Origin of the sequence: Candidatus Pelagibacter sp. Uisw_101 (genome assembly GCF_047727615.1) — a bacterium.
Lineage (GTDB): Bacteria > Pseudomonadota > Alphaproteobacteria > Pelagibacterales > Pelagibacteraceae > Pelagibacter.
This window is the reverse complement of record NZ_CP159821.1, coordinates 125,001-146,709: the sequence shown is the minus strand read 5'-3', so window position 1 is coordinate 146,709 and position 21,709 is coordinate 125,001. Positions and strand designations below refer to the sequence as shown.

Below are 21,709 nucleotides of genomic sequence, written 5' to 3'. Positions count from 1 at the left end.
ATTTTTTAAATTTTGTAAACACTCTTCCATGACTTAACATGATTTTTTCCTAGTAAAGTTCCATCTGCATTGCATGATTTACACGGGCCTGAACATCTTTTTCCAGACATTAAATTTTTTCTGTAACTCGTAATCGTTTTTCCAGTCCATATTTCAAATATTGTTTCTTGCATTATATTTCCCATTGAAACTTTTCTTTGCCAATCCTGGGGACACAAATAAACATTACCATTCCAGTCTAATAACATTTGATATGTGGGATAAAAACAATTTTTATACTTTCCAACTTCTTCTTGTTGGCCTGTATCAATCGTTCCAGCCCTATTGGTTAATTTTACTCCAAAATCATTGTGCATATCATACCACCTATCCCTTAAAATAATTAAATCTTCTGGCACATTTGCTTTTTTTGTCATGTCATTAAATTTTTTTATTTGTTCTGGCCCATCATACATACTCACTAAAACTTTGCTAACGTCAGAAATATATAGTTCTTGCAGTCTTTTTGGGGAGAGAACATCACCATTAGTAATGACTTCTACTTTTGCAACGTTTGAAAGTTTCTTGACAATATAAGAAATGTCATTGTGCAATAAAGGCTCACCGTAACCACATAAAGATATTGTTCCTTCAAAACTAATCTCTAACAATTGATCATGAATTTCATCTATAATTTTTCTTGTCATTTTTTGGTGGGTATCTGGCGCTACTTTTTCATCAGCTTTTGGACAAAAAGTACATTTCCTATTACAAACATCAATTAAACTTAACTCTATCCATGTAGGTATTGGAACACCCTTATGTATTGGCACTACATCTACAAATTCTGATCTTCTTTTAAGATTTTTTTTTATTGTTTCTTTAGGATCCATGAATATTTTATAAAGTTGAAAACATAAACATAGCAAATTTTATTTACATGTATACATTATTAATACTAATTATATAAATTAACATTTACACTTTTATGAAAAAACCTGAAATTATTATCAATAAATTTAGTTTTTACGACTTAACAAAAAAAGGTCTTAAGCTTTTAAATAAAGATAAGTTCAAAACAAGCCCATGGATTGATAATATTATTAAAAAAAAAAAATTTAATTTAAAAAAAATCAAATTACCAATCAAGTTATCAAAAATTTCAGTTAAACAACTCGGTTTTAATAAACCTACTGAACTTGAAAAAATATACAAAAGAGCCCTAAAAAAAAATCTAAAGTTAGTTCCCCCTGAGGTAGCTATTTATTCAAGACTTATTTACAAAAAACAAAAAGTTGGTGAATGGATAAGATTTGCTACTCCACTAAATTCAATGATTGACACAGATAATGTTCCTCATCTTCCAAAATTTGGAAGAGCCCTTGGTTTTTATTTTCTTGAAACTTACTGGTCTTATCCAAAAGCAATTTTTCATCCTAAAAATAAATTTTTTTTTATGGTAAATGATATCTCTTAAAAAATTCTACTTAAATAAAAAAAAGCTAAATAATAGAATTTGTATAGCTCCGATGTGTCAGTATTCTGCAAATAATGGCAATCCTTCAGAATGGCATTATTTTCATTTAAAAAAATTAATGCAAGCTGGTTCTGGTTTACTAATTATTGAGTCAACTGCTGTATCTAAAGAAGGAATGATATCTAAAAAAGATTTATCATTGTATAATAAAAAAAATTTTCTTGAGTTTAAGAAACTATTTAATTATTTAAGAAAAATTTCTGATACAAAAATTGGAATTCAATTGTCGCATTCTGGAAGAAAAGGATCCTCATCGTTGCCATGGATTAAATCAAATTTTCCACTTAAGAATAAAGCAGGATGGAAAACAATGGCTCCAAGCAAAATTAAGCGAGACAATCATTGGCCAAATCCTAAAGAAGCTAATTTAAAAGATTTAAATAAAATTAAATTAGACTTTATTAAATCAACTATTTATGCAAAAAAAATTGGATTTGACTGTTTAGAAGTTCACATGGCTCATGGGTATCTTTTACACCAGTTTTTTTCTCCATTAAGTAACAAGCGAAAAGATTCGTATGGAAATAATTTAAAAAATAGATGCAAATTTTTATTGGAAGTTGCGACTGAAATTAGAAAAATTTGGCCAAAAAATAAAGTGTTAGGAGCAAGAGTAAATGGTTCAGATTGGATGGAAAAAGGAACGTCAATTTCAGATTGTATTTTTTTATGTCAAAATTTAAAAAAGATTGGATTTAATTATGTTTGTGTATCAAGTGGTGGAGTTGTTTCTAAAACAAAAATTAAATTTAAAAAGGGATATCAAGTACATTTAGCACAAAAAATCAGAGAGACAGTAGGAATAAAAGTAAAAACTACTGGCAATATAAATGACATAAAACATGCCGAAGAAATAATAAAATCAGGTAAAGCCGATTTAGTAAGTTTTGGTAGAAAGTTTATAAATTCACCAACTTGGTTAATAAAAGAATTATTGTATTATAAAAAAAAAACGAATTTACCAAACCAATATAAAAGATGTTTTTAAATGAATAATTTTTTGTTAAACGAGGGATATGATGGCTTAGATAATCTTTTTACTTCAGGAAAAGGTTCCAACATATATATTAAAAATAAAAGATACCTTGATCTATCACTATGCGCAGGTTCGCACATACTAGGGCATAATCCAATAATTTTTCAAAAATCTATCAAAAATATGTTAAAGTTGGGTATTTCTAATTTTGCTGCAAAAAATAAATATGCTGTAGAGTTCTCAAAAACACTTAAAGAAATTTTTCCAGAATATGAAAAATTTGTATTTTGCAATTCAGGAACTGAAGCAGTGATGAAGTCACTTAGAATTGCTAGAGCCGTTACAAAAAAAAATATTATTATTTCAGTAACAGGGAGTTGGCACGGTTCTACTAGTGAACTTCTTTATACAAACAACAATAAACTTGAAAGTGTAGAATTAAGCAGTGGTTTAGATTTGAATTTTAAGAATAACCTTAAATTTATTCCCTATAATGATATCCAGGCATCAGAGATAACTTTAAATAAATATAAAAAACAAATAATGTGTGTGATTGTAGAGCCTATACAAGGCTGTCTACCTGTGGAAGCAAAAAAATTTTTAAAGTTTTTAGATAATTATTGTAAAAAAAATAAATTAATTTTAATTTTTGATGAAATGATTACTGGGCTAAGATTTAATTGCTCAAGTGTTCAAAATCAGTTTAATTTAAAACCGTCAATTTCAACTTTTGGAAAATGTTTTGGGGGTGGCTTACCAATAGGCATTATTGGAATAAAAAAAGATATTATAAAAAAATTAGATAAAAATAAAAAAAAAATTTTTTTTGGTGGTACGTTTTCAGGAAATTCGATAAATACATTTATTGCCAATAGGATAGTCAGGTATGTTTACAAAAATAAAAAAAATATTTTTGATAATTTAGATAAAAAAAGTGAGTTTATTCAAAAAGAAATAAATCTTTTCTTAAAAAAAAATAATATTGATGCCAATTGTGTAAGATTTTCATCAATGATTAGACTGGTATTTACTAAAAAAAATATCATAAATAGATCTCAAAGAGATTTTTTTGAAAAACAAAAAAAAAAAATTGTTTCTGAATTTAGAAAATACTTATTTAAGAATAAAATTTACTATCCAAGTAGTGGGATTATTTTCATAGCTACTTCAACTAGTTATAAACAAATAAACCATTTTATTAAAATATCAAAAAAAGCATTTAAAAAAATTAAGAATTAAGAATTCTCGTTAAATTTTAATTAAATTATTTGGAATGATATTAAGTATTATGAAAGTGCGATTATCTAAAATTAAGCTTAATTTTATTATTAATTATATTTAAGATCTTATTAGACGTATTTTTACTTTCATACGGATTCTTCAAATTGATAACATGTAACTTAAATCTATTACTTGTAGCTTTATTATAAGCTTTCAAAATATTCTTAATATCAAATGTACTGTGAATAATATTTTTTGGAGATAACCTTTGTTTTTGTCTGTCTCCAAGGTTTATACAAGGAATTTTAAAACTACAAGACTCAATTATTCCACTTGAGGAATTACCAATCAATAAATCTGAATTTGAAAGCATTAAATGATATTTTTGTATACCAAAATTTTTTACAATCATTGAATTTTTTTTATCTAAATTTTTTTCTATTAACTTAATGTAATCTAAATAACCTTCGTCAGCATTAGGATAGGTAAAAATTATTTTTTGCTTAATACTATTTAAAAATGAAATTAATTTTTTTAAATTTTTAATATTTTTATTTTTTGAAATATTAGTTTCAGGATGAAAACATGCGATTATTCTTTTTTTTTTACTTTTTATAAAATCATCATATTTTCCATTTAAGATTGAAAGTGGGGTTTTTTTATCATAAATATTTTCGAGAGCAGGTGCTCCAGTGATAAATATATTTTTTTTAATGCCAATATTATTTAAATTTTTTTTATGATTACTAGTTTCAACAAAATGTAACGAAGCCATCTGAGAGATACATTTTCTGTAAATATCATCTAAAGATCCCAAGGTTATGCTGCCACCCCCAATATGAATAATTGGAATTCTAAAAATAAAACAACAAAAAACAAAATTAAGCGCTTCATATCTATCGCCAAGAACAATAGCAGCATCATATTTTTTTTTACTAAAATTATTTGCAATATCCCTAGTAATTTGAGACATAGAATTTAGAATATCATGTCCACTTGAGTTATTTGTTCTAGACTTTAGAAAAATTTTTTTTTCAATTTTTAAAGTTTCTATTTCTTGATTTGTAAACCCAAAAATTTTTGAATTATGTGCGGGGCCTATGATTAAAGTTAAGTTAAAGGATTTATGTGATTTAATTTTACTTATAATATTTTTTAATATTCCAAAATCAGATCTTCCTGCAGTAAATACTAAAATTTCTTTCATTTATTATAAAAATTATAAAGATCTATGAATTTTGTTTTGTCATTAATTTTATTTGGATTTATTTCTTTTTTTGCGTTTGAGAAAAAGCTTATTATTTCTAATATTTTTAAAGAGTCAAAGTTTTCAAACTCTGAAATTTTTTTATGAAATTCAATTTTTTTTATATTAGTCTCAAAAATTGCAGCTATTTTTTTTTTAAATTCAATTTCTATTCTATTATCTTTTTTTTTTTTCATTTGCCTTTTTATTTATTACTTTAAAAATATTTTCTATCGAGCTTAATTTAGCTAATTCACTTGATTTAAACTTGACTTTATATTTTTTTTCTAAAAGTGAATAAAGATTTAATAAATCTAAAGAATCAATTTTTTCATTATTTGCAAATAGAGTATCAAATTTGATACTTTTGATTTTTGAAAGCTTAATTAATAATTTGAGTATATCAGATTTAATTATATCATTATCCATTTTAAAATTTCTTTTTTACTATATTTAATATTTTTGAATTTTTTAAATCTATTACTGCGCCCGCATAAGAAAATCCAGCTCCAAAACCTAAAATACAAGTTTTTTTAGAAAAACTAATTTTATGTCTATTTTTACATAATGTTAGTGGGATTGAAGCTGAGCTAGTATTTCCATAATCAGATATGGAAAATAATACTTGTTTTTTTTTTATTCCTAACTCCCCAGAAATACTTTCAATCATGTATTTATTGGCCTGGTGATAAATAAAGTAAGATATATCTTTTACCTTATTACAAGATTTTTTAAGCAATATATTAATCATAGTAGGAACATTGTTAATAGCAAAATGAAATACATTTTTTCCATTCATTTTGAACTCTGGTTTAAACTTTTTTGCTCTGAAACCACTATTGTCGATTATTAAATCACTACTTCCCCTGCCGTCACTACCTAATATGAAGTAAGATTTTTTATTAGATTTTTTTACTATTGCTGTTGAGGTTCCCGCATCACCAAATAATAGTTTATTAATATAATCTTTAGAGTTCACTGTTTTTGAAATTGTATCTCCAACTAACAAAAGTCCTTTTTTGTAAGAACCATTTTGCATGATTTTATACATATTCCACAATCCATAAACATACCCTGAACAACCAAGGTTAATATCAAAAGACACACAGTTTTTTTTTAAATTTAACTTATCATGTGCAATACTACTACATGATGGCATTAGAAAATCTGGTGTTTGAGTTACAAATATAAGTAAATCTATATCTTTACTTTTCCACTTTAAATTTTTTATTAATCTTTTCGTTGAGTCAACACAAAGGTCAACTGTTGTAGTTTTTGTTGAGGTGAAAAAATTTTTTTTAACACCTATTATATTTGATGAGTTTTTAATTTTTTTTTTTCTAAATAGTTTTTTTGCCTCTTTATAAGTTGATTTTGTGTTATGGTATTATTTTCTACTGTTGTAGAGATACCAACTATTTGTAGACCGCTTAGTATTTCTGTTTTCATGCAGAGTATCCACCATCAATATTCAGATTTATTCCAGTTATCCAATCACTTTCAACATTTAATAAAAATTTAATACCCTCAACTAAACTTTTTATTTTTCCAAAACCTAAGGGGTGCTTAGATTTTAATTCTAATAATTGCTGGTTATTTAAAAATTTTTTAGTTTCTTTACTCATACCTTTTTCAAAATGACCAAGAATAATTGAATTTACTCTTATTCCTTTAGTCGAAAGTTCTAGCGCATAACTTTTCACTAAATTATTAGCTGCCGCTTTAGATGATGAATAAAGAGAAATTGATTTGTTTCCTTTTAATGATGATACGGATGAAATATTGATTATTGAACTCTTAGACTCAATACATTTTGAATTTTTTGAAAAAAATTTCACTAAATTAATCAAACTAAAAACATTATTTTTGTAAATAGTTTGAAAATTTTTATAATCAATTATTTTAAGAGGTAGAATTGAGTGTTGACTTGCAAAGTTTACAGCACCATAAATCTTAATTTTTTCAGCTTTACAAATTTTCAAAAGATTTTCACTTAAATTTTTATCTGTTACATCAATTGGTAAAATAATTACCTTTGTATTCTTAATCTTATTTTTTAATTTTAATAATTTAGATGAATTTTTTCCCAAGAGTATGAGGTTATAATTTGAAAGATTTTTTATAGTATCTTTTGCTAAATCTGAATAAGCACCTAGAATTATAATATATTTTTTTTTACCCATTTATTATTTTTATAAAATTTTTATATTTATTCGCCTTATAATTGTTTAAATCTAATCCCCAAGAAGTTTTTTCTTTAGTTTTTTTAAGAATTTTAAACTTTAAATTTTTATAATGTTCTATAACTAATTTGTTTTTACTGCTAGGTTTATAGAGACCAATAATTTTATTTATATTTAATTTTTTTAAATCATAAGCAATTTTTTTTAATATCGCTTGCTCTAATGTCCGTGATAACACCCTACAGCTCATTACCCAGTTTTCAATAGTCAATATGTTGTTAGAAAGATTGCCTGCTAATAAAGAAACTATACCATTTTGTCCAAATTTATCAGACAAATCAACTTGCAATGTATAATTATTCTTATTTTTTATAAAATTAATAATATCTTTTTTTTGATATCTAGTAGTTGTTAAATTAAACTGATTAGATCTTAAAAATAATTGTACTATTCTTTCAATATTTTTTAACTTAAATTTAGACATATTTGATTTCATATTTAATGACATTAAATAAGAGTTTATATCTACTGATTTTTTTAATAAATTGTGTCTTTTTATATTTGATTTATATGTTTGAGTTCTTTTTACATCTTCTTTTGAATACGAGATAACATCAAAATAACCTGGTGTAACAATATCTCTTATATATTTAGAGGGATCACTATTAATCTCAGGAATAGACAAATCGGGAATATTTTTTCTCACTATGTCTCTCTCCATTGGATTATCATCAAAAAAAACGAAGGAGTCCATTGATAAATTCAATTCTTTACTTATCTCTTTAATATTGGTTGCTTTGTCATTCCAATTTGCTTTAAATGATACAAAATCAGATAATTTTAAGGGCATATTTTTTTTTTTAAATGCATCCTTAGCAATTTTTTCTGTATTTTTTGAGCATACTGCAAGCAAAATACCTCTGGATTTTAATTTTTTTAAAAACTTTTGAAAATTAAAAAAACTTAAAGAAACTTTATCTTCATTACCAATTTTAATATTTTTTATACCATCATCTCCTATAATACCACCCCAAAGAGTATTATCTAAATCTAACACTAATACTTTTTTTGATCCTCCAAATATAACATTAATTAATCTTGATAATTTATAAGTATAATAATTTAAATTTTCTAAAGAAAAAGGAATCTTTGCAAATTTATATTTAGCTTTATCAAACCAGTTTTTTGAGCTTATAGGATCAGCATAATTATTTATATCAAATATAATTAATTTATATTTTTTTGAAAATTTAAAAATTTCTTTATTAATATTTCTTATATAATTGTGATTTTTATCATTTACTAAATTTTGTAATATAATTGTGTTGCTTTCTTTTGATAGTTCTTGCAAAATTTTTTCTATATTTTTTAGATATTCTTTGACAGATTGCTTCTTCTTAAAATCAACTAAATTTAACGTATCCAGTGCCAAAAAAGTGATTGATTTTTCTTTTAAAATTTTTTTTTTACTTTGGTAAGAAATAAATGATTCAAATAAATTATATTTTTCAAATGAATTAATATTAACATATATTTGATTTCTTAAGCAATTTAAAAAAGTTGATCTTTCCATGAAAGAAATATTTGAGCCTGATATGATATTAAGATTAATTTTTTTTAGGTCATTTTTTTCTATCTTTTTTTTATTTTGAAATAGATAATTTGACAAATCAATCTCATCCTCAATATTTAAACTACAATCAATTAAATTCTGGTTTAATGATAATCTTAAATTTTTCTTAATTTTTTTTAATGTATTATTTTCGAATTTAGGTAGCCACTGAAGTAATTGGTAATAAATCATAATTTAATGTATACATATTTGATTTATTTATGAAAAACAATTTAATTATAATTGGAGCAGGAAGTTTTGCTTTTGAAGTTCTTAATTATATTTCTGAAATATTTAAACCAATTGAAATAAAAAAAATATTTTTTTTTGGAGAAGTAAAAAATATAAATGAATTTAAAAAAATATACGATAACTGTTTTTTTATTCACAAAATACCAAACTATTTGAATAGAAATAACACAAATTTTATTGTTGCTCATGGAAATGAAAATCTAAGAAGCAAATATTTTAAAAAATATATCAAAAAGTTTACGCCATTAAAACTTGTTCATCCTACAGCATATATATCACCTTCAGCTAAAATACTTGATGGTGTAATAGTTGGGCCAAAAACTATTTTATCTCCTGGATGTATTATTAAGAAAAATGTTTTATTAAATTCAGGCTCTCAAATTGGTCATCACTCAGTTATAGGAGAAAGCACCATCGTTAGTACAGGTGCTATTATAAATGGCAAAGTCACTATTGGCTCAGAATGTTTTATAGGTTCAAATAGTACAGTAATGCAAAATTTAAAGATTTCTAATTTTTCTAAAGTAAGTGCAAATTCTGCTTTATATAATGATTTAAAGTCTAAACATATTGCTCACGGTAATCCAGCAAAGCAACAAAAACTAAACCTCTATTAATTGATCTAGTTTAAAATTTTTTTTAGATTTTTTTCCAATTATTTTTTCAAATTTTATTGGATACATCCCAACTCCTGGTCGCTTTAGTTTTATATTTTTACTTGTAAATTTATCACCTTTTTTAATAATTGAGTTTGCATAAATTGATTTTCTAATAATATTTCTATTGGGTCTTTCACTATTCGTAACAAATTTATTGTATTTTCCTAATGCTTTTTCAGTTTTTCTTATTGAATTTATAAATGATTTAAGTTGTTTTGGATTTAAACTAATTTTATGATCTGGACCACTCATTGAATTAGATAAAGTAAAATGTTTTTCAATAACAGTTACACCGAAGGCTACAGAAGCTATAGCCGCTTCAGCTCCTAATGAATGATCTGAAAAACCAATATTTAATTTAGTTTTATCTTTGAGATACTTAATTGCTAAAAGGTTTATATCGTTAACAGGGGTTGGATAAGCTGAATTACAATGCATTACAGTAAGATTTTTTTTTTTAAACCATTCTTAAATAAAAAATCTATGGCATCTTTGATTTCTAAAATTTTTGATGCACCAGTTGATAATAAAACTTTTTTATTAAGATTGGCTACTGATTTTAATAATGGGTAATTGTTAATTTCTCCAGATGGGATCTTAATATAGTCTAGGTTTAGTTTCTTTATCTCATTAATCCAGCCAGTATCAAAAATAGAAGTTAAGAATCTAATATTTTTTTTTTTACATTTTTTAATTAATAAAGGATGAATTTTAAACCAATTCATTTCTAGTTTTTTAATCATTGAAAACTGACTTTCAGTTTTATTTTTTTTATCAATTTGATATTTTGCTTTTTTAGCATTAGTAGAAATTACACTTGCATCAACTATTTGAAATTTAATATAATCAGCTTTACAATTAGCAGCTACATCAATCAACTTATATGCATTTTGTAAACTACCGTTATGATTTACTCCTGCCTCAGCTATTATAACCGTTTTATTATTTTTCATTTTCAATAAATATGTTTATTTAAATCAATTTTGTGATCTTGCTATCATTATCTCAAAGTAATTTAAAAAAATGTTGCAAAGTAGTGATTAAATAATGATAATTAGTTTAAACATTTACCTATATTATTATACAACATTGATCTTTATGTAAATTCTTTATTAAGAAATATTTATTTATTAATGAAAACTCTTAAAATTTTAATTTCTGTCCCGCTAAATAAAAGAAATTTTGAAAGATTCGATATTGATATATATTTAAATTTTTTTGATAAAATTCAAATATATCACATACATGAAGGTATTAATTTTAAAAAAGATAAAATTTTTAATCATAAAAAAATAGAAATTTTTAAAATCAATAATTATTTAAAGCTATTTCAATTATTAAAAATAGAAAAAGGCCCTGTTTATCTTGATTATACCCTACCTGGATTAAAATCATGTATCTTTAAAATTGTTTTATATTTCAAAGATTTTAAAAAAATTATATCAAAAATAGGACATATTCCAGATCCTAAAATTAGAAAATTTAACTTTAATATTAAAATAAAAAGAATTTTTAATTTAATTAATATTAAGTTTTTTAATCTAATTGAGGAAACATTTTTTACAAAAAAAGATATTTATCTTTGTGCGGGAAAAAAAATTCAAAATCAATATAAAGATAGATTTATTATTAATTGTCACTCTTATGATTTAAATGAAAAACTAAAATTAAAAAAAAAAAGTAATATTAAGAACAATTACTTTTTATATTTAGATCAATATGAGCATAATCATCCTGATTATAAATATGCAAATCAAAAGATGGTAAATCCTAAAATATTTTATAAATCTTTAAATACCTTTTTTGATAAAATAGAAAAAAAATTTAAAAAAAAAGTTATTATTGCAGCACACCCTAAAGCAAAAAAACATCCATATTTTGGAAATAGAAAAGTAATTTCAAACAGAATTGTTGAGTTATCTAAAAATTGCTTCTCAACTATTGCTCATACAACTACTTCAATTTCTTTTTCAATAATTTTTAATAAACCAATTATTTTTATTGTGAATGATGAAATGTTGAGAGTTGATAGTAATAAAATACAAAAGATATCAAGTTTTACGAAAGAATTAAGCTCACAAATTTTCAACATAGATGAAAATAATTATATAGATAAAATAAATCAGCACTTACAAGGTATTAATAAAAAAAAATATGATAATTATTACAAAAATTATATTAGCCATAAAGTAAATAATAATAAAAAAATTGGTGAAATTATTTGTGATATTTACTCTAAAAAGCGGCCTTATTAATATAATAAAGAATATATTGATATTTTTTTTAACTACAAATTTATTTTAATTTTTTTTCAAAAAAAATATTTCCTTTTCTAATTCTAATAATTGTATCAAAGTTTTTTAACAACTCAGGTTTGTGAGTACTAAAGATTACTGTCTTATCTTTAATCTCTAAGATTTGACTAACAATTTTATTAGAATTATTATTATCTAAGGAGCTTGTAATTTCATCTAGTACTAAAATTGGTAAGTCGTTGTAAAGTGCTCTTGCAATTCCAATTCTTTGTCTCTGCCCTTGAGATAATTTTGAACCAGCTTCTCCAACTTTATTGAATATTTTTTTTGGTAATCTTTTTATGAAATTAGAACAGCAGGAATTTTTTAAACTTTTTTTTAGCAACAAAGCATCTTTTGGCTTGCTGTATTCACCAAAAGTAATATTTTCTAAAATAGTACCCTCAAAAATATATACAGATTGTGGGACGTACGAAATTAAATTTTTAATATCAGTATTATTAATTAATTTTTCATTTAAATAAATTTCACCACTATTTTGCTTATAGAGACCTAGAAGTAGATTAATTAATGTGGTTTTTCCTGAGCCTGATTCTCCAAGAATACCAATTTTTTCACCAGCTTTTATTTTAAGATTAAATTGAATTTTGTAATTATTTTTTGGAAACTTAAAAAATATATTACTAAATTTAATATTTTTAAATGACTTGTATTCTTTTCTTGGTCTAATTGGTTTTTGATTACTTTTTAATACTTTTCCAATAGAAATAGCTGCTGGATAGCTATATTTTAATGTGTTTATAGAATTAATAATTCTATTTAATGATGGTAATAATCTAAGAGAAATAGCAACAAAAACAGTTAAAATTGCAATAAAGCTTTCTTCATTTTTTAAGTCGGACAATATAATTATTGAAAAAAATGATATTGCAATAATTGTTAACGTTTCAAAGTATATTTTTGGAAGCTTTAGTAGAAAGTGAAATTTATAAAAAACCTTTATTAGTTTTTCCACATATTTATCATAAATATCTGCAAAATATTTTTCTTTTTGAAAAGTGATTATTTCTATAATTCCTCCAATACTCTCATGGATTTTCTTTGTTTTTAAATAGTCATTTTTTTTTCTATCTTCACCCATTTTTTTTATGAATTTATTAAAAAAATTATAAAATAAGTAAAAAGAAATAATAAATATTGGTAAGATTTTTAATACACTTTCAGGTGCAAAAAATATTAAACCAACTATTAAACCTACAAAAATCGCTATTTCTGATATGAAAATTAATAATGCATTAAAAAAATTTTTAATATAATTAAGTTCTATATTTATTTTTGCAGGCAATTCAGCTGAGTTTTCTTTTAAATGTTTGCCATAATCTTTATATAAAAATTGTTTAAATATTTTAGATGAAATGTTTTCTGCCACTGTGTAAATAAATTTACCTTCGTGCCAATAAAAAAAGGCTAGTAAAATATTCTTTATGATAAAAAGTGATGCAAAAATTATAAGTGTAAAAATCAAGAAATCTTCTTTAGTAGAAAAAATGATATTATAATTGCTTAAATAATTTACAAACTCCAAATAAAAACTATCTGATATCGAGGTATAGACAATTGGTATAATTAAACTTATGCCAAATAATTCAATGATTGAGGCAAAAATCAAACCTACACTGATAAGTAAAAATGCAAATATTTCATTAACGTTTAAAATGTTCCTTATATTTTGATAAAATTTCATTTAAAATAAATTAACATTATTTAACTGTCTTTCTATTTATTTGTAGAATTTATCTTCTTTTGTTTGTTTTAAACATACTAATTGGCATAAATAGAGATAAGCAAACTATCTTTTTTTTTTATTTTATCAACTATTTAGGGAAAAAAATTGCTAATAGCCTACTAGTAATAAAATATTTAAATGCCCATATAAACATTAATGTGGCCAAATATTAATTTTAAATAATCAATTTATAAGTTTACTAAATATATAAATGCTTATAAGTAATTTAATATGTACAAAATTTTAATAACTGGTGGTGCTGGATATATAGGGTGTGTGTTAACAAATTTACTTCTAAATAAAGGTTTTTTTGTATATTCGATGGATAATTTAAAACACTCAAAAAAAAAATTTTTTAACACATTTAAAGAAAATAAAAATTTTAAATTTCATGAATGTGATATTAACAACATTAAAAAAACTGAAAAATTTTTAAAAAATAATAAAATAGATTATGTTGTACATTTAGCTGGAATAGTTGGTGACCCAGCATCTAAACTACAAAAAAAATTGACCAAACTTACCAACTTAATATCTTCTAAAAAATTATTTTTTTTATGTAATAAATATAATGTAAAAAAATTTATTTTTGCCTCAACATGCTCAAATTATGGAATAGTTAATTCTAAAAAACTAGCTGATGAAAAAACAAAACTTAAACCTCTCTCATTATACTCAAAAACAAAAGTTGATTTTGAGAAATTCATGATTAGTCAGGTGAATAAAGTGTCTATGCAATCGTTGATCATGAGATTTTCTACAGTTTTTGGCGTCTCTGACAGAATGAGATTTGATTTAACAATTAATCAATTCACTCGTGAATTATATAAAAGAAAAAGTCTCGATATATTTGGTGAAAATACTTGGCGTCCTTACTGTCATATTAAGGATGTAAGTAGAGCAATATTATCAGGTTTTAATGTAAATAAAAAATTAGAAATTTTTAACGTGGGTAATTCAAAACAAAACTACTCAAAAAAGTTTGTAGTAAATGCAATTGGAAAATATTTGAATTTAAAAAATATCACATATTCTAAACAAAATATTGAGGATAAAAGAGACTATAAAGTGAATTTTAACAAAATTAAAAAAAGTTTAAAATTTAAAACTTTATATGATTTGGACTATGGTATTAAAGAAACAATCAAATTACTAAAAAAAAATAAAAAAATAAATTACTACACAAAAAATTATTCTAATTCTTAAAATGCAACTATATAAGAATTTATATAAAAAGATTAATTATATTGTTAAAAAGAAAACAGGTCTTCATGAGCCTAAATTTGACAAAAATGACATTAAGATAGTTTCAAGCTGTATAAAATCTTCTTTTGTATCAACATTTGGAAAATTTGTTGTCAAATTTGAAAAATCTATAAAAAAAATTACTAATTCAAAATATGTAATTGCAACAAATACTGGCACATCAGCTCTACATATAGCTTTAATGTTGGTTGGTGTAAAAAAAGATACAAATGTATTACTGCCAACACTTTCATTTGCTGCAACTGGTAATGCAGTTTTATATAATAATGCAATACCAATTTTTTTAGATTCTTCAGAAAGTACTTTTTGTTTGGATGAAGAAAAATTAGAAAAATACCTAAAACTCAATACTTTTTTTATTAATGGCAAAAGATGCTCTAAACATAATAGAAAACTTATTTCCGCAATTATAGTAACACATGTTTTTGGTAGTTATTGTGATATGGAAAAAATTTTAAAAATATCAAAGAAATATGGAGTGCCAATAGTTGAAGATTGTGCTGAAGGTCTGGGTTCATTATATAAAAAAAAACATTTGGGTACTTTTGGAAATGTTGGGATATTAAGCTTTAATGGAAATAAAATTGTTACATCTGGCTCAGGAGGAGCCATAATCACAAATTCTAAAAAACTATATTTACAAGCTCTACATTTAGTCTCTGTTTCAAAAATTAAACATAAATGGAAATTTTTTCACGATAAATTAGGCTGGAATTATAGAATGAGCAGCTTATCAGCATCGCTAGGATATTCTCAATTAAAAAAAATTAGATCACTTATCTCCAAAAAAAAAATACTTCACAACAAGTATAAAAAGCAATTTGAAAATGATAAAAACTTTCACTTAATGAATTTAGAAAGAAATACTAATTTTAAAAGTAACTATTGGCTTAACGCTCTTCGAATAGATAATAAGAAGATATCTAAAAAAAAAACTTTAGATTATTTAAATGATAATGGTATTCAATGTAGGCCAATTTGGGATTTACTTCACACTCTTCCACATTTTAAAAAATTCAAGCATCACGATATTAACGGTTCAAAGAAATTATTTGATAGAATAATCTTATTACCAAGCAGTCCTAGTTTAATAAAGAATTAACTTATTTTATATTTATAAATATTGGGGCACTATTATTATTTAATAAAATTTTTAATTAATTTTAGATCAAAATAATCGTCAATTTGTATTGAATGTTTTTTTTCCATTTCATAAACAGTTGAGTATTTTGTTAATAAATGTGGATCTTTGAAATATTTTTTAGCATTTACAATATAAATACTACCATTTATATACAGACTTTTTTTATAGTCTTGTCTATTTTTACTAGTAAAAGATTTATTGAAAGGAAATAATTTTTTTTTAATTAAATAGACAACATTGTTTGGGCTAGAAATGGGCTCACTAAAAGATAACAATGGATAATAATTTTTTTTTTTAAATAATCTAATTGCGTTATCAATATCGATTGCTTTTCTTTGAGGAGATGTTGGTTGCAAAATGATAAGATTAATTTTTTTTAGATTAAAACTTTTTTTAATAAAATTTATAAAATTTAAGATCACATCTTTCATTAATACTTTGGAATTTGAAAGGGCATCTTTTCTTTTGATAAAATGAATCTTTTTATATTTTTTTGTAATTTTTAAAACCCTATCATCATTAGAAGAAACATAAATTTGATCTATAATTTTTGATTTAGAGGCCTGCTGAAGAGTATACTCTATGAGATGTTTGTTATTTATTTTTATAACATTTTTGTTTTTAACACCTAATGAACCTTTCCTAGCTGGTATAAAAGCAAAAAATTGTTCTTTTTTATTTATTATTTGTTTCATATTAATAGTTAATATTATAAAAAATCTTTTGCTTTTTTATAGTCTTCCCAATTCCCCACATCTGTCCATTTTGACATATCAATTGGGTACATTCCAATCTTAAATTTATTCTTAATGCATTTTTTTATTAAATCAGTGGCGTCAAAATACTTATCTCTGGGAATCTTTTTTAAAATTTTTTTATTCATTACATAAAAACCTGTATTAATTAAAAAATTTAAATCAGGTTTTTCTTCTATGGTTTTTAGGTCATCATTTTTATTAGTTCTACAAACACCATAGTTTATTTTTTTTTTATATAATGCAGATACTATTGTAATAAAATTTTTATTTTGATTATGAAAATCAATCAAATTTTTATAATCCAAATCAATAAGAGTGTCACAATTAGTTAACAAAAATACATCAGAAATTTCTTTTTCAATTTTTTTAATTCCTCCTATTGTTCCTAAAGGATTTTTTTCCTTAGAAAATTTAATATCCTTATATTTTTTAGATAAAAGATATTTTTTTAAAATATTTGACTTAAACCCTGTGGTAATAAAAAAATTGTTAAAATACTCTTTCTTAAATTTTCTAATAATCTCTTCAATTATAGTAGAATTATTGAAAGGTAGCATTGCTTTTGGAAGTAAGTTTGTAAAAGGCTTCATTCTTAAACCTTTTCCACCTGCCATTATTATGATTGAGTTCGAATAAATATTATTATTCAAAAAATTTTTTTTAGAGTAAACTTTGACTATTTCGTTTTCTTTATTAACCAAGGGGATAATTGAAATTTGTTTTTTAATTAATATATCTAAAATCTCACTTTTATTTAATTCTTTAAAAACTTTATAGGGTTTTTTGTGATAATATTTTTTAATATTATTTTTTAAATCAAAATTTTTTAAAATAGCTCTCCTAATATCACCATCAGATAGGGTGCCAATCAATTTTTTTTTTTTATCTACAACTAACAGTGTATTTTCCCCACTATCATTAATTAACTCAAGACATTTTTTTATTGAAAAATTAGATGTTACAGACAGACTGTTATTTTTATATTGCATAATTTATTAAAAGTTATAATTTTTCTTAAAAATAAATATATAATAAATCAAGATCACTTTAGTGCAACTAATATAATTATAAACTTGAAGGAAAAATTTTTTGAATTGATATCAAGAAATTTTTTTTTTAATAAGTGAAATATAAAAAGAAAAATTATTATAAAAAAATTACCAAATGAATAAAAAAATTTACATTGGTTTTGACTCTAAAGAATCTAAAGCAAGTGAAGTTTGTGAATTTTCTTTAAAAAAAAATTCAGACTCATATTTGGATATTAAGCATATCAAAATTGATGAAATGAGAAAAAAAAATATCTATCAAAGAGAAGATGATAAGCTTGGCTCAACAGAATTTACTTTTACAAGATTTTTAGTTCCTTTTTTAGAAAATTATAAAGGTTGGGCCTTATTTTGTGATTCAGATTTTTTATGGCTAAGCGATGTTAATGAACTATTTTCATCATGTGATAATAGATATGCGATCATGTGTGTTCATCATGATTATAAACCAATAAATAATATAAAAAAAATTGGAAAGTCACAGCATTATTATCCTAGGAAAAATTGGAGCTCTATGGTTTTATGGAATTGTTCTCATCCAAGCAACAAAGTTGTAACCCCTAATTTAATAAATACACAAAGTGGAAAATTCATGCACCGATTTGGGTGGTTAAAAGATCAAGAAATTGGTGAAATAAATCATGAATGGAACTGGTTAATTGATTGGTACAAAGAACCTCTTGATGGTAAACCAAAAGCATTGCATTTTACTGAAGGTGGACCTTGGCTAGGGTCTCAATATGATAAAAAAGAGTATTCAAATATTTGGAATAGTTACTCTTCTAGTCTTAATAAAAATATGAAATGATATTTTGGTTAGTTTTGTTTAATTAAAATTTAATATATTTATTTAGCTTCGCAACTTTTGATAAGTACATTTCTGTATTAATCAGTTTCCATTCTGTTGCTCTATCCAAATTGGCTATTTTTTTTTTGTAGTTTTTAATGTTAAATATTTTTTTTAATAAATAATCATTCTTGTCGCCAAGATATTGGGATGATTCATTGGGAAAACCAGCAAAACCTTGTTTTTTTACTATTAATTTTTTTGAAAAATGCTTCAAAAAGACTTTTTTTAATAAAATTTTTGTATTTAATAAATTGTTACTCTTTAAATCTATCTTGAATTTTAAAGGAAGATTGAGTGCAAATTTTACTATATCTCGTCTTAAAAAAACACTTCTTGCTTCAACTGAATGAAGCATAGCCATTAAATCAGCTCCCCTCAAACCGTTTGAACTTAATTGAATAGTTGAGTCCATTAGCATCATGGCCAATCTATTTTTGTGATCTTCATTTTCAATAAAATCGAATTTTCCTAGAGAATTCTTCCAATGTTTATTGATATTACTTTTAAATTCATAAAATTCGTTATCTTTCAAAAATAAATTAGATTTTAATATTTTGGAGTAATTTGATTGATTTATTTTTGGATTGTTTATTTTTTGTCTATAAGTATCATAACCTCCAAACAGTTCGTCAGCTCCTTCGCCAACAAATAAAGCTTTACACCCAGATTTATTAATTATTTTAGACATGATCAGTTGTCCAACAAAAGAATGTGAATGTACCGGACCATTACATGCTTTAAGTGCATTTATTAAATTTAAATAATAATCTTTTGGATAAATATCATAATGACTAATCTTAAATTTTAATTCTTTTTCAAAAATTTTTATGCAATGTGACAGCTCATCTTTACCAACATGATTTAAACAAATTAGTTTTTCAGGACTAGAATTTTTACATATATAATGAGATAATAAAGATGAGTCTATTCCACCACTAACAACAGAGACAAATTTTCTTCCCCTGGGGATCATTTGTTTGGTGTTTTTTTCTAAAAGAAAATCAAGTTCTTCTACTAAATCATTTTCTTTTCTTTTTAAATTATGATTGTAGTCAGCTTGACTTATCATATCACCTAATGAGATAGTTGATAAAAGTTTAAATTTAAAATTCTTAAGATCTAAAACTTTTAAATGTCCTGGCTCTAAGATCTTAATATTTTTAAAAATTGTTTTATCAAATTGGATTAAATGTCGGGTATAAAAGTAATTTTTTAAAATATTTTTATTTATCTTAGCTTTTTTAGTATAATAAATTATCGCTTTTATTTCAGATGATAAAATAATCTCTTCATTATCCTCATAAATATAAATAATTTTTTCGCCTTGTGGGTCACGATTTAATATAAGTTCATTCTTTAACTTGTCGAAGACTACAAAAGCATACATGCCATCAAGCAAAGTATTTAAATTCTTAATATTTACTTTATCAATTAGATTTACAAGGACTTTTGTATCAGAATTTCCTTTATAAATTTTTGGGTTTAGATATGTCTTGGATAATTTTTCATAATTGTAAATTTCTCCGTTAAAAACTATAAACTTTTTTTTATTGTCAGAATAATGTTGATTTATGTCTTTCTTGATTTTACCAGTCATTGACAATACAGTCTGGCTCATGAAAATATTAGGAGCCAGCATTTTATAAAATTGCCAATTTGGCCCTCTATTTTTTAATTGGTCAAGACCTTCCTTACATCTATTGACGTTTAAAGGTTTCAATTTTTTATTTATGACAACAAAAAGACCACACATGAATTTATTTTTTATATTTATTTATAATTTTTATTTTTCTTTTATTCTCTTGGTCATAAAACATTATTTCACTTGAATATTTTTTTACTATATTTGCCCATTTGCTGTCTGAATATTTCATAACTTTTTTTATTAATTTTTCAAAATCAGGATAACTCATTGCGTTTGTCCAAAATTCTCCCCTACGTTTATAATTAAAACTAGTACTTTTTTCTGGAAAATGAGAATAAATTACTAAAACTTTTATTCCTTTTGAAAGAGCTTCGAAACCCATTGTGCTATGAGTAAAAACTATCATTTGTGAGTTATTTATATATTGATAACTTGAACTTTGATTTTTTTTTGGTAAAAAAGTCCATTTTCCAGTACTATAATTTTCCCGATAGAACCCTTCTTTTTTTTTATCCCATTTGCTTAGTAAATTAATTTTAATCTTATTTTTTTTTCCAAATTTTATTAAATTTCGAAATACTTTTTTTTCATCCTCTATAGTAGCTGGATATATTCCGCTACATATAAAAGTGATATCTTTATTTTTACTTATTTTTTTTTTTAATACATTGGCGTTATTTTTTGTACTGCCCAAAGGATAATACTTTCCATCAATATATCTTGACATATTTTTAATTTCATTTGTACCAAAGGTAAAAATTACATCTGCAGAAAGTTTTTTATTATTTTTTGATAAATATTGTTTACACTTCCAATAAAAATCTTTTTTAAGCTGTAATTTGTATGATGCATAAGCATCTTTTGAAATACCAAATTGATCTGAGATATATGTGGCTTTGCTATAGATTCCTTTTAATTTAAAAAAATCCAATTGATTATCAATTCCAGTATAAACTATTTTGGGAGATACAATTTCTAAGAAAAGTTTGAAATAATTTAATTTTATATTCTTAAATCCATGATTTAACAAAACATAAAAAAGTACGTATAAATTTATATTCTCATAACGAATATCAAGAATCTCATATTCATTTTTTTTAAAAAGCTTAGTTGCAATTTCATTCTTAATACATTCTCTATCAAAAATTAAAATTTTTTTTTTATATGGTTTTTTAAATATGTAATTTGCTTTTAAAAGTTTAATAAGTTTTAAATAAAGCATAATTGCAGTTGATAACTAAAATAAAAATCTATTAATAACATTAAAAAGAAAATTTTTTTAAAAGTTATA

23 protein-coding genes are annotated in these 21,709 nt (G+C 23.5%); 8 read left to right on the top strand and 15 right to left on the bottom strand.

What is annotated here, in order from left to right:
• Positions 1 to 5 precede the first annotated feature (5 nt).
• Entirely contained in the window at positions 6 to 872 is an 867-nt protein-coding gene (locus ABXT48_RS00745) for a radical SAM/SPASM domain-containing protein (RefSeq protein ID WP_415286604.1), read from the bottom strand.
• A 95-nt stretch (positions 873 to 967) separates the two neighbouring features.
• Here ABXT48_RS00745 and ABXT48_RS00740 point away from each other — a divergent pair, with 95 nt between their 5' ends.
• Genes ABXT48_RS00740 through ABXT48_RS00730 form a run of 3 tightly spaced genes read left to right on the top strand, consistent with a single transcriptional unit; the run spans position 968 to position 3,731 of the window.
• A complete protein-coding gene (locus ABXT48_RS00740) occupies positions 968 to 1,456 on the top strand; it encodes a hypothetical protein (RefSeq protein ID WP_415303008.1) in 489 nt (162 codons plus the stop codon).
• Positions 1,443 to 2,504, top strand: a complete 1,062-nt coding sequence (locus ABXT48_RS00735) for an oxidoreductase (protein ID WP_415286601.1) — start codon at positions 1,443 to 1,445, stop codon at positions 2,502 to 2,504. The genes ABXT48_RS00740 and ABXT48_RS00735 overlap by 14 nt, the downstream gene beginning before the upstream one ends.
• Positions 2,505 to 3,731, top strand: a complete 1,227-nt coding sequence (locus ABXT48_RS00730) for an aminotransferase class III-fold pyridoxal phosphate-dependent enzyme (RefSeq protein WP_415286600.1) — start codon at positions 2,505 to 2,507, stop codon at positions 3,729 to 3,731.
• A 61-nt stretch (positions 3,732 to 3,792) separates the two neighbouring features.
• Here the strand turns inward: ABXT48_RS00730 and neuC are convergent, their stop codons facing one another.
• The 7 genes from neuC to ABXT48_RS00695 all read right to left on the bottom strand — a co-directional run bounded on the left by neuC (position 3,793) and on the right by ABXT48_RS00695 (position 8,946).
• Positions 3,793 to 4,920, bottom strand: a complete 1,128-nt coding sequence (gene neuC / locus ABXT48_RS00725; protein ID WP_415286599.1) for a UDP-N-acetylglucosamine 2-epimerase — start codon at positions 4,918 to 4,920, stop codon at positions 3,793 to 3,795.
• Positions 4,917 to 5,156: a hypothetical protein gene (locus ABXT48_RS00720; RefSeq protein WP_415303007.1), complete on the bottom strand. Its 240-nt coding sequence runs from the start codon at positions 5,154 to 5,156 to the stop codon at positions 4,917 to 4,919. The genes neuC and ABXT48_RS00720 overlap by 4 nt, the downstream gene beginning before the upstream one ends.
• The gene (locus tag ABXT48_RS00715) at positions 5,137 to 5,388 is read right to left on the bottom strand and encodes a phosphopantetheine-binding protein (RefSeq protein WP_415303006.1); all 252 of its coding nucleotides are present in this window, start codon (positions 5,386 to 5,388) and stop codon (positions 5,137 to 5,139) included. The genes ABXT48_RS00720 and ABXT48_RS00715 overlap by 20 nt, the downstream gene beginning before the upstream one ends.
• Before the next feature lies 1 nt (position 5,389).
• Complete coding sequence (locus ABXT48_RS00710) at positions 5,390 to 6,118, bottom strand: 3-oxoacyl-[acyl-carrier-protein] synthase III C-terminal domain-containing protein (protein ID WP_415303005.1); 729 nt, start codon at positions 6,116 to 6,118, stop codon at positions 5,390 to 5,392.
• A gap of 149 nt (positions 6,119 to 6,267) precedes the next feature.
• Positions 6,268 to 6,408, bottom strand: a complete 141-nt coding sequence (locus tag ABXT48_RS00705) for a hypothetical protein (RefSeq protein WP_415303004.1) — start codon at positions 6,406 to 6,408, stop codon at positions 6,268 to 6,270.
• On the bottom strand, positions 6,405 to 7,142 hold the full coding sequence (locus tag ABXT48_RS00700; RefSeq protein WP_415286596.1) for an SDR family oxidoreductase: 738 nt from the start codon (positions 7,140 to 7,142) through the stop codon (positions 6,405 to 6,407). Before ABXT48_RS00700 ends, ABXT48_RS00705 begins: the two co-directional genes overlap by 4 nt.
• A complete protein-coding gene (locus ABXT48_RS00695; RefSeq protein WP_415286595.1) occupies positions 7,135 to 8,946 on the bottom strand; it encodes an HAD-IIIC family phosphatase in 1,812 nt (603 codons plus the stop codon). Before ABXT48_RS00695 ends, ABXT48_RS00700 begins: the two co-directional genes overlap by 8 nt.
• A gap of 29 nt (positions 8,947 to 8,975) precedes the next feature.
• Here ABXT48_RS00695 and ABXT48_RS00690 point away from each other — a divergent pair, with 29 nt between their 5' ends.
• A complete protein-coding gene (locus ABXT48_RS00690) occupies positions 8,976 to 9,623 on the top strand; it encodes a hypothetical protein (protein ID WP_415286594.1) in 648 nt (215 codons plus the stop codon).
• Here ABXT48_RS00690 and ABXT48_RS00685 read toward each other — a convergent pair.
• Positions 9,609 to 10,103, bottom strand: coding sequence for an N-acetylneuraminate synthase family protein (locus tag ABXT48_RS00685; protein WP_415303002.1), 495 nt, complete (start codon positions 10,101 to 10,103; stop codon positions 9,609 to 9,611). The two genes, ABXT48_RS00690 and ABXT48_RS00685, sit on opposite strands and share 15 nt — an antisense overlap.
• Positions 10,103 to 10,618, bottom strand: coding sequence for an N-acetylneuraminate synthase family protein (locus ABXT48_RS00680; RefSeq protein WP_415303000.1), 516 nt, complete (start codon positions 10,616 to 10,618; stop codon positions 10,103 to 10,105). Before ABXT48_RS00680 ends, ABXT48_RS00685 begins: the two co-directional genes overlap by 1 nt.
• Positions 10,619 to 10,798: 180 nt before the next feature.
• On the opposite strand from ABXT48_RS00680, the gene ABXT48_RS00675 reads away from it, so the two are divergent.
• Entirely contained in the window at positions 10,799 to 11,920 is a 1,122-nt protein-coding gene (locus ABXT48_RS00675) for a hypothetical protein (RefSeq protein WP_415286593.1), read from the top strand.
• A 40-nt stretch (positions 11,921 to 11,960) separates the two neighbouring features.
• On the opposite strand, the gene ABXT48_RS00670 is transcribed toward ABXT48_RS00675, so the two are convergent.
• On the bottom strand, positions 11,961 to 13,664 hold the full coding sequence (locus tag ABXT48_RS00670) for an ATP-binding cassette domain-containing protein (RefSeq protein ID WP_415286592.1): 1,704 nt from the start codon (positions 13,662 to 13,664) through the stop codon (positions 11,961 to 11,963).
• 273 nt (positions 13,665 to 13,937) lie between these two features.
• Between ABXT48_RS00670 and ABXT48_RS00665 the strand changes: the two genes are divergently transcribed.
• Both ABXT48_RS00665 and ABXT48_RS00660 read left to right on the top strand, forming a co-directional pair.
• Positions 13,938 to 14,912 (top strand): NAD-dependent epimerase/dehydratase family protein, encoded by a 975-nt coding sequence (locus tag ABXT48_RS00665; RefSeq protein ID WP_415286591.1) that lies wholly within the window; start codon positions 13,938 to 13,940, stop codon positions 14,910 to 14,912.
• A gap of 1 nt (position 14,913) precedes the next feature.
• Positions 14,914 to 16,074: a LegC family aminotransferase gene (locus ABXT48_RS00660; RefSeq protein ID WP_415286590.1), complete on the top strand. Its 1,161-nt coding sequence runs from the start codon at positions 14,914 to 14,916 to the stop codon at positions 16,072 to 16,074.
• Between the two features lie 35 nt (positions 16,075 to 16,109).
• On the opposite strand, the gene ABXT48_RS00655 is transcribed toward ABXT48_RS00660, so the two are convergent.
• Both ABXT48_RS00655 and ABXT48_RS00650 read right to left on the bottom strand, forming a co-directional pair.
• Positions 16,110 to 16,811, bottom strand: coding sequence for an acylneuraminate cytidylyltransferase family protein (locus ABXT48_RS00655; protein WP_415286589.1), 702 nt, complete (start codon positions 16,809 to 16,811; stop codon positions 16,110 to 16,112).
• Between the two features lie 14 nt (positions 16,812 to 16,825).
• Positions 16,826 to 17,863, bottom strand: coding sequence for a sugar phosphate nucleotidyltransferase (locus ABXT48_RS00650; protein WP_415286588.1), 1,038 nt, complete (start codon positions 17,861 to 17,863; stop codon positions 16,826 to 16,828).
• 175 nt (positions 17,864 to 18,038) lie between these two features.
• On the opposite strand from ABXT48_RS00650, the gene ABXT48_RS00645 reads away from it, so the two are divergent.
• Positions 18,039 to 18,731, top strand: coding sequence for a glycosyltransferase (locus ABXT48_RS00645; protein ID WP_415286587.1), 693 nt, complete (start codon positions 18,039 to 18,041; stop codon positions 18,729 to 18,731).
• A 22-nt stretch (positions 18,732 to 18,753) separates the two neighbouring features.
• Here ABXT48_RS00645 and ABXT48_RS00640 read toward each other — a convergent pair whose 3' ends face one another.
• Positions 18,754 to 20,526: an asparagine synthetase B family protein gene (locus ABXT48_RS00640; protein WP_415302998.1), complete on the bottom strand. Its 1,773-nt coding sequence runs from the start codon at positions 20,524 to 20,526 to the stop codon at positions 18,754 to 18,756.
• Between the two features lie 4 nt (positions 20,527 to 20,530).
• On the bottom strand, positions 20,531 to 21,640 hold the full coding sequence (locus ABXT48_RS00635; RefSeq protein ID WP_415302996.1) for a hypothetical protein: 1,110 nt from the start codon (positions 21,638 to 21,640) through the stop codon (positions 20,531 to 20,533).
• Positions 21,641 to 21,709 lie beyond the last annotated feature (69 nt).

Bases quoted from the DNA above. Each gene is read 5' to 3' on its own strand.
- ABXT48_RS00745 (WP_415286604.1), bottom strand. From the start codon at position 872: ATGGATCCTAAAGAAACAATAAAAAAAAATCTTAAAAGAAGATCAGAA.
- ABXT48_RS00740 (WP_415303008.1), top strand. From the start codon at position 968: ATGAAAAAACCTGAAATTATTATCAATAAATTTAGTTTTTACGACTTA.
- ABXT48_RS00735 (WP_415286601.1), top strand. From the start codon at position 1,443: ATGATATCTCTTAAAAAATTCTACTTAAATAAAAAAAAGCTAAATAAT.
- ABXT48_RS00730 (WP_415286600.1), top strand. From the start codon at position 2,505: ATGAATAATTTTTTGTTAAACGAGGGATATGATGGCTTAGATAATCTT.
- neuC (WP_415286599.1), bottom strand. From the start codon at position 4,920: ATGAAAGAAATTTTAGTATTTACTGCAGGAAGATCTGATTTTGGAATA.
- ABXT48_RS00720 (WP_415303007.1), bottom strand. From the start codon at position 5,156: ATGAAAAAAAAAAAAGATAATAGAATAGAAATTGAATTTAAAAAAAAA.
- ABXT48_RS00715 (WP_415303006.1), bottom strand. From the start codon at position 5,388: ATGGATAATGATATAATTAAATCTGATATACTCAAATTATTAATTAAG.
- ABXT48_RS00710 (WP_415303005.1), bottom strand. From the start codon at position 6,118: ATGCCATCATGTAGTAGTATTGCACATGATAAGTTAAATTTAAAAAAA.
- ABXT48_RS00705 (WP_415303004.1), bottom strand. From the start codon at position 6,408: ATGAAAACAGAAATACTAAGCGGTCTACAAATAGTTGGTATCTCTACA.
- ABXT48_RS00700 (WP_415286596.1), bottom strand. From the start codon at position 7,142: ATGGGTAAAAAAAAATATATTATAATTCTAGGTGCTTATTCAGATTTA.
- ABXT48_RS00695 (WP_415286595.1), bottom strand. From the start codon at position 8,946: ATGATTTATTACCAATTACTTCAGTGGCTACCTAAATTCGAAAATAAT.
- ABXT48_RS00690 (WP_415286594.1), top strand. From the start codon at position 8,976: ATGAAAAACAATTTAATTATAATTGGAGCAGGAAGTTTTGCTTTTGAA.
- ABXT48_RS00685 (WP_415303002.1), bottom strand. From the start codon at position 10,103: ATGCATTGTAATTCAGCTTATCCAACCCCTGTTAACGATATAAACCTT.
- ABXT48_RS00680 (WP_415303000.1), bottom strand. From the start codon at position 10,618: ATGAAAAATAATAAAACGGTTATAATAGCTGAGGCAGGAGTAAATCAT.
- ABXT48_RS00675 (WP_415286593.1), top strand. From the start codon at position 10,799: ATGAAAACTCTTAAAATTTTAATTTCTGTCCCGCTAAATAAAAGAAAT.
- ABXT48_RS00670 (WP_415286592.1), bottom strand. From the start codon at position 13,664: ATGAAATTTTATCAAAATATAAGGAACATTTTAAACGTTAATGAAATA.
- ABXT48_RS00665 (WP_415286591.1), top strand. From the start codon at position 13,938: ATGTACAAAATTTTAATAACTGGTGGTGCTGGATATATAGGGTGTGTG.
- ABXT48_RS00660 (WP_415286590.1), top strand. From the start codon at position 14,914: ATGCAACTATATAAGAATTTATATAAAAAGATTAATTATATTGTTAAA.
- ABXT48_RS00655 (WP_415286589.1), bottom strand. From the start codon at position 16,811: ATGAAACAAATAATAAATAAAAAAGAACAATTTTTTGCTTTTATACCA.
- ABXT48_RS00650 (WP_415286588.1), bottom strand. From the start codon at position 17,863: ATGCAATATAAAAATAACAGTCTGTCTGTAACATCTAATTTTTCAATA.
- ABXT48_RS00645 (WP_415286587.1), top strand. From the start codon at position 18,039: ATGAATAAAAAAATTTACATTGGTTTTGACTCTAAAGAATCTAAAGCA.
- ABXT48_RS00640 (WP_415302998.1), bottom strand. From the start codon at position 20,526: ATGTGTGGTCTTTTTGTTGTCATAAATAAAAAATTGAAACCTTTAAAC.
- ABXT48_RS00635 (WP_415302996.1), bottom strand. From the start codon at position 21,640: ATGCTTTATTTAAAACTTATTAAACTTTTAAAAGCAAATTACATATTT.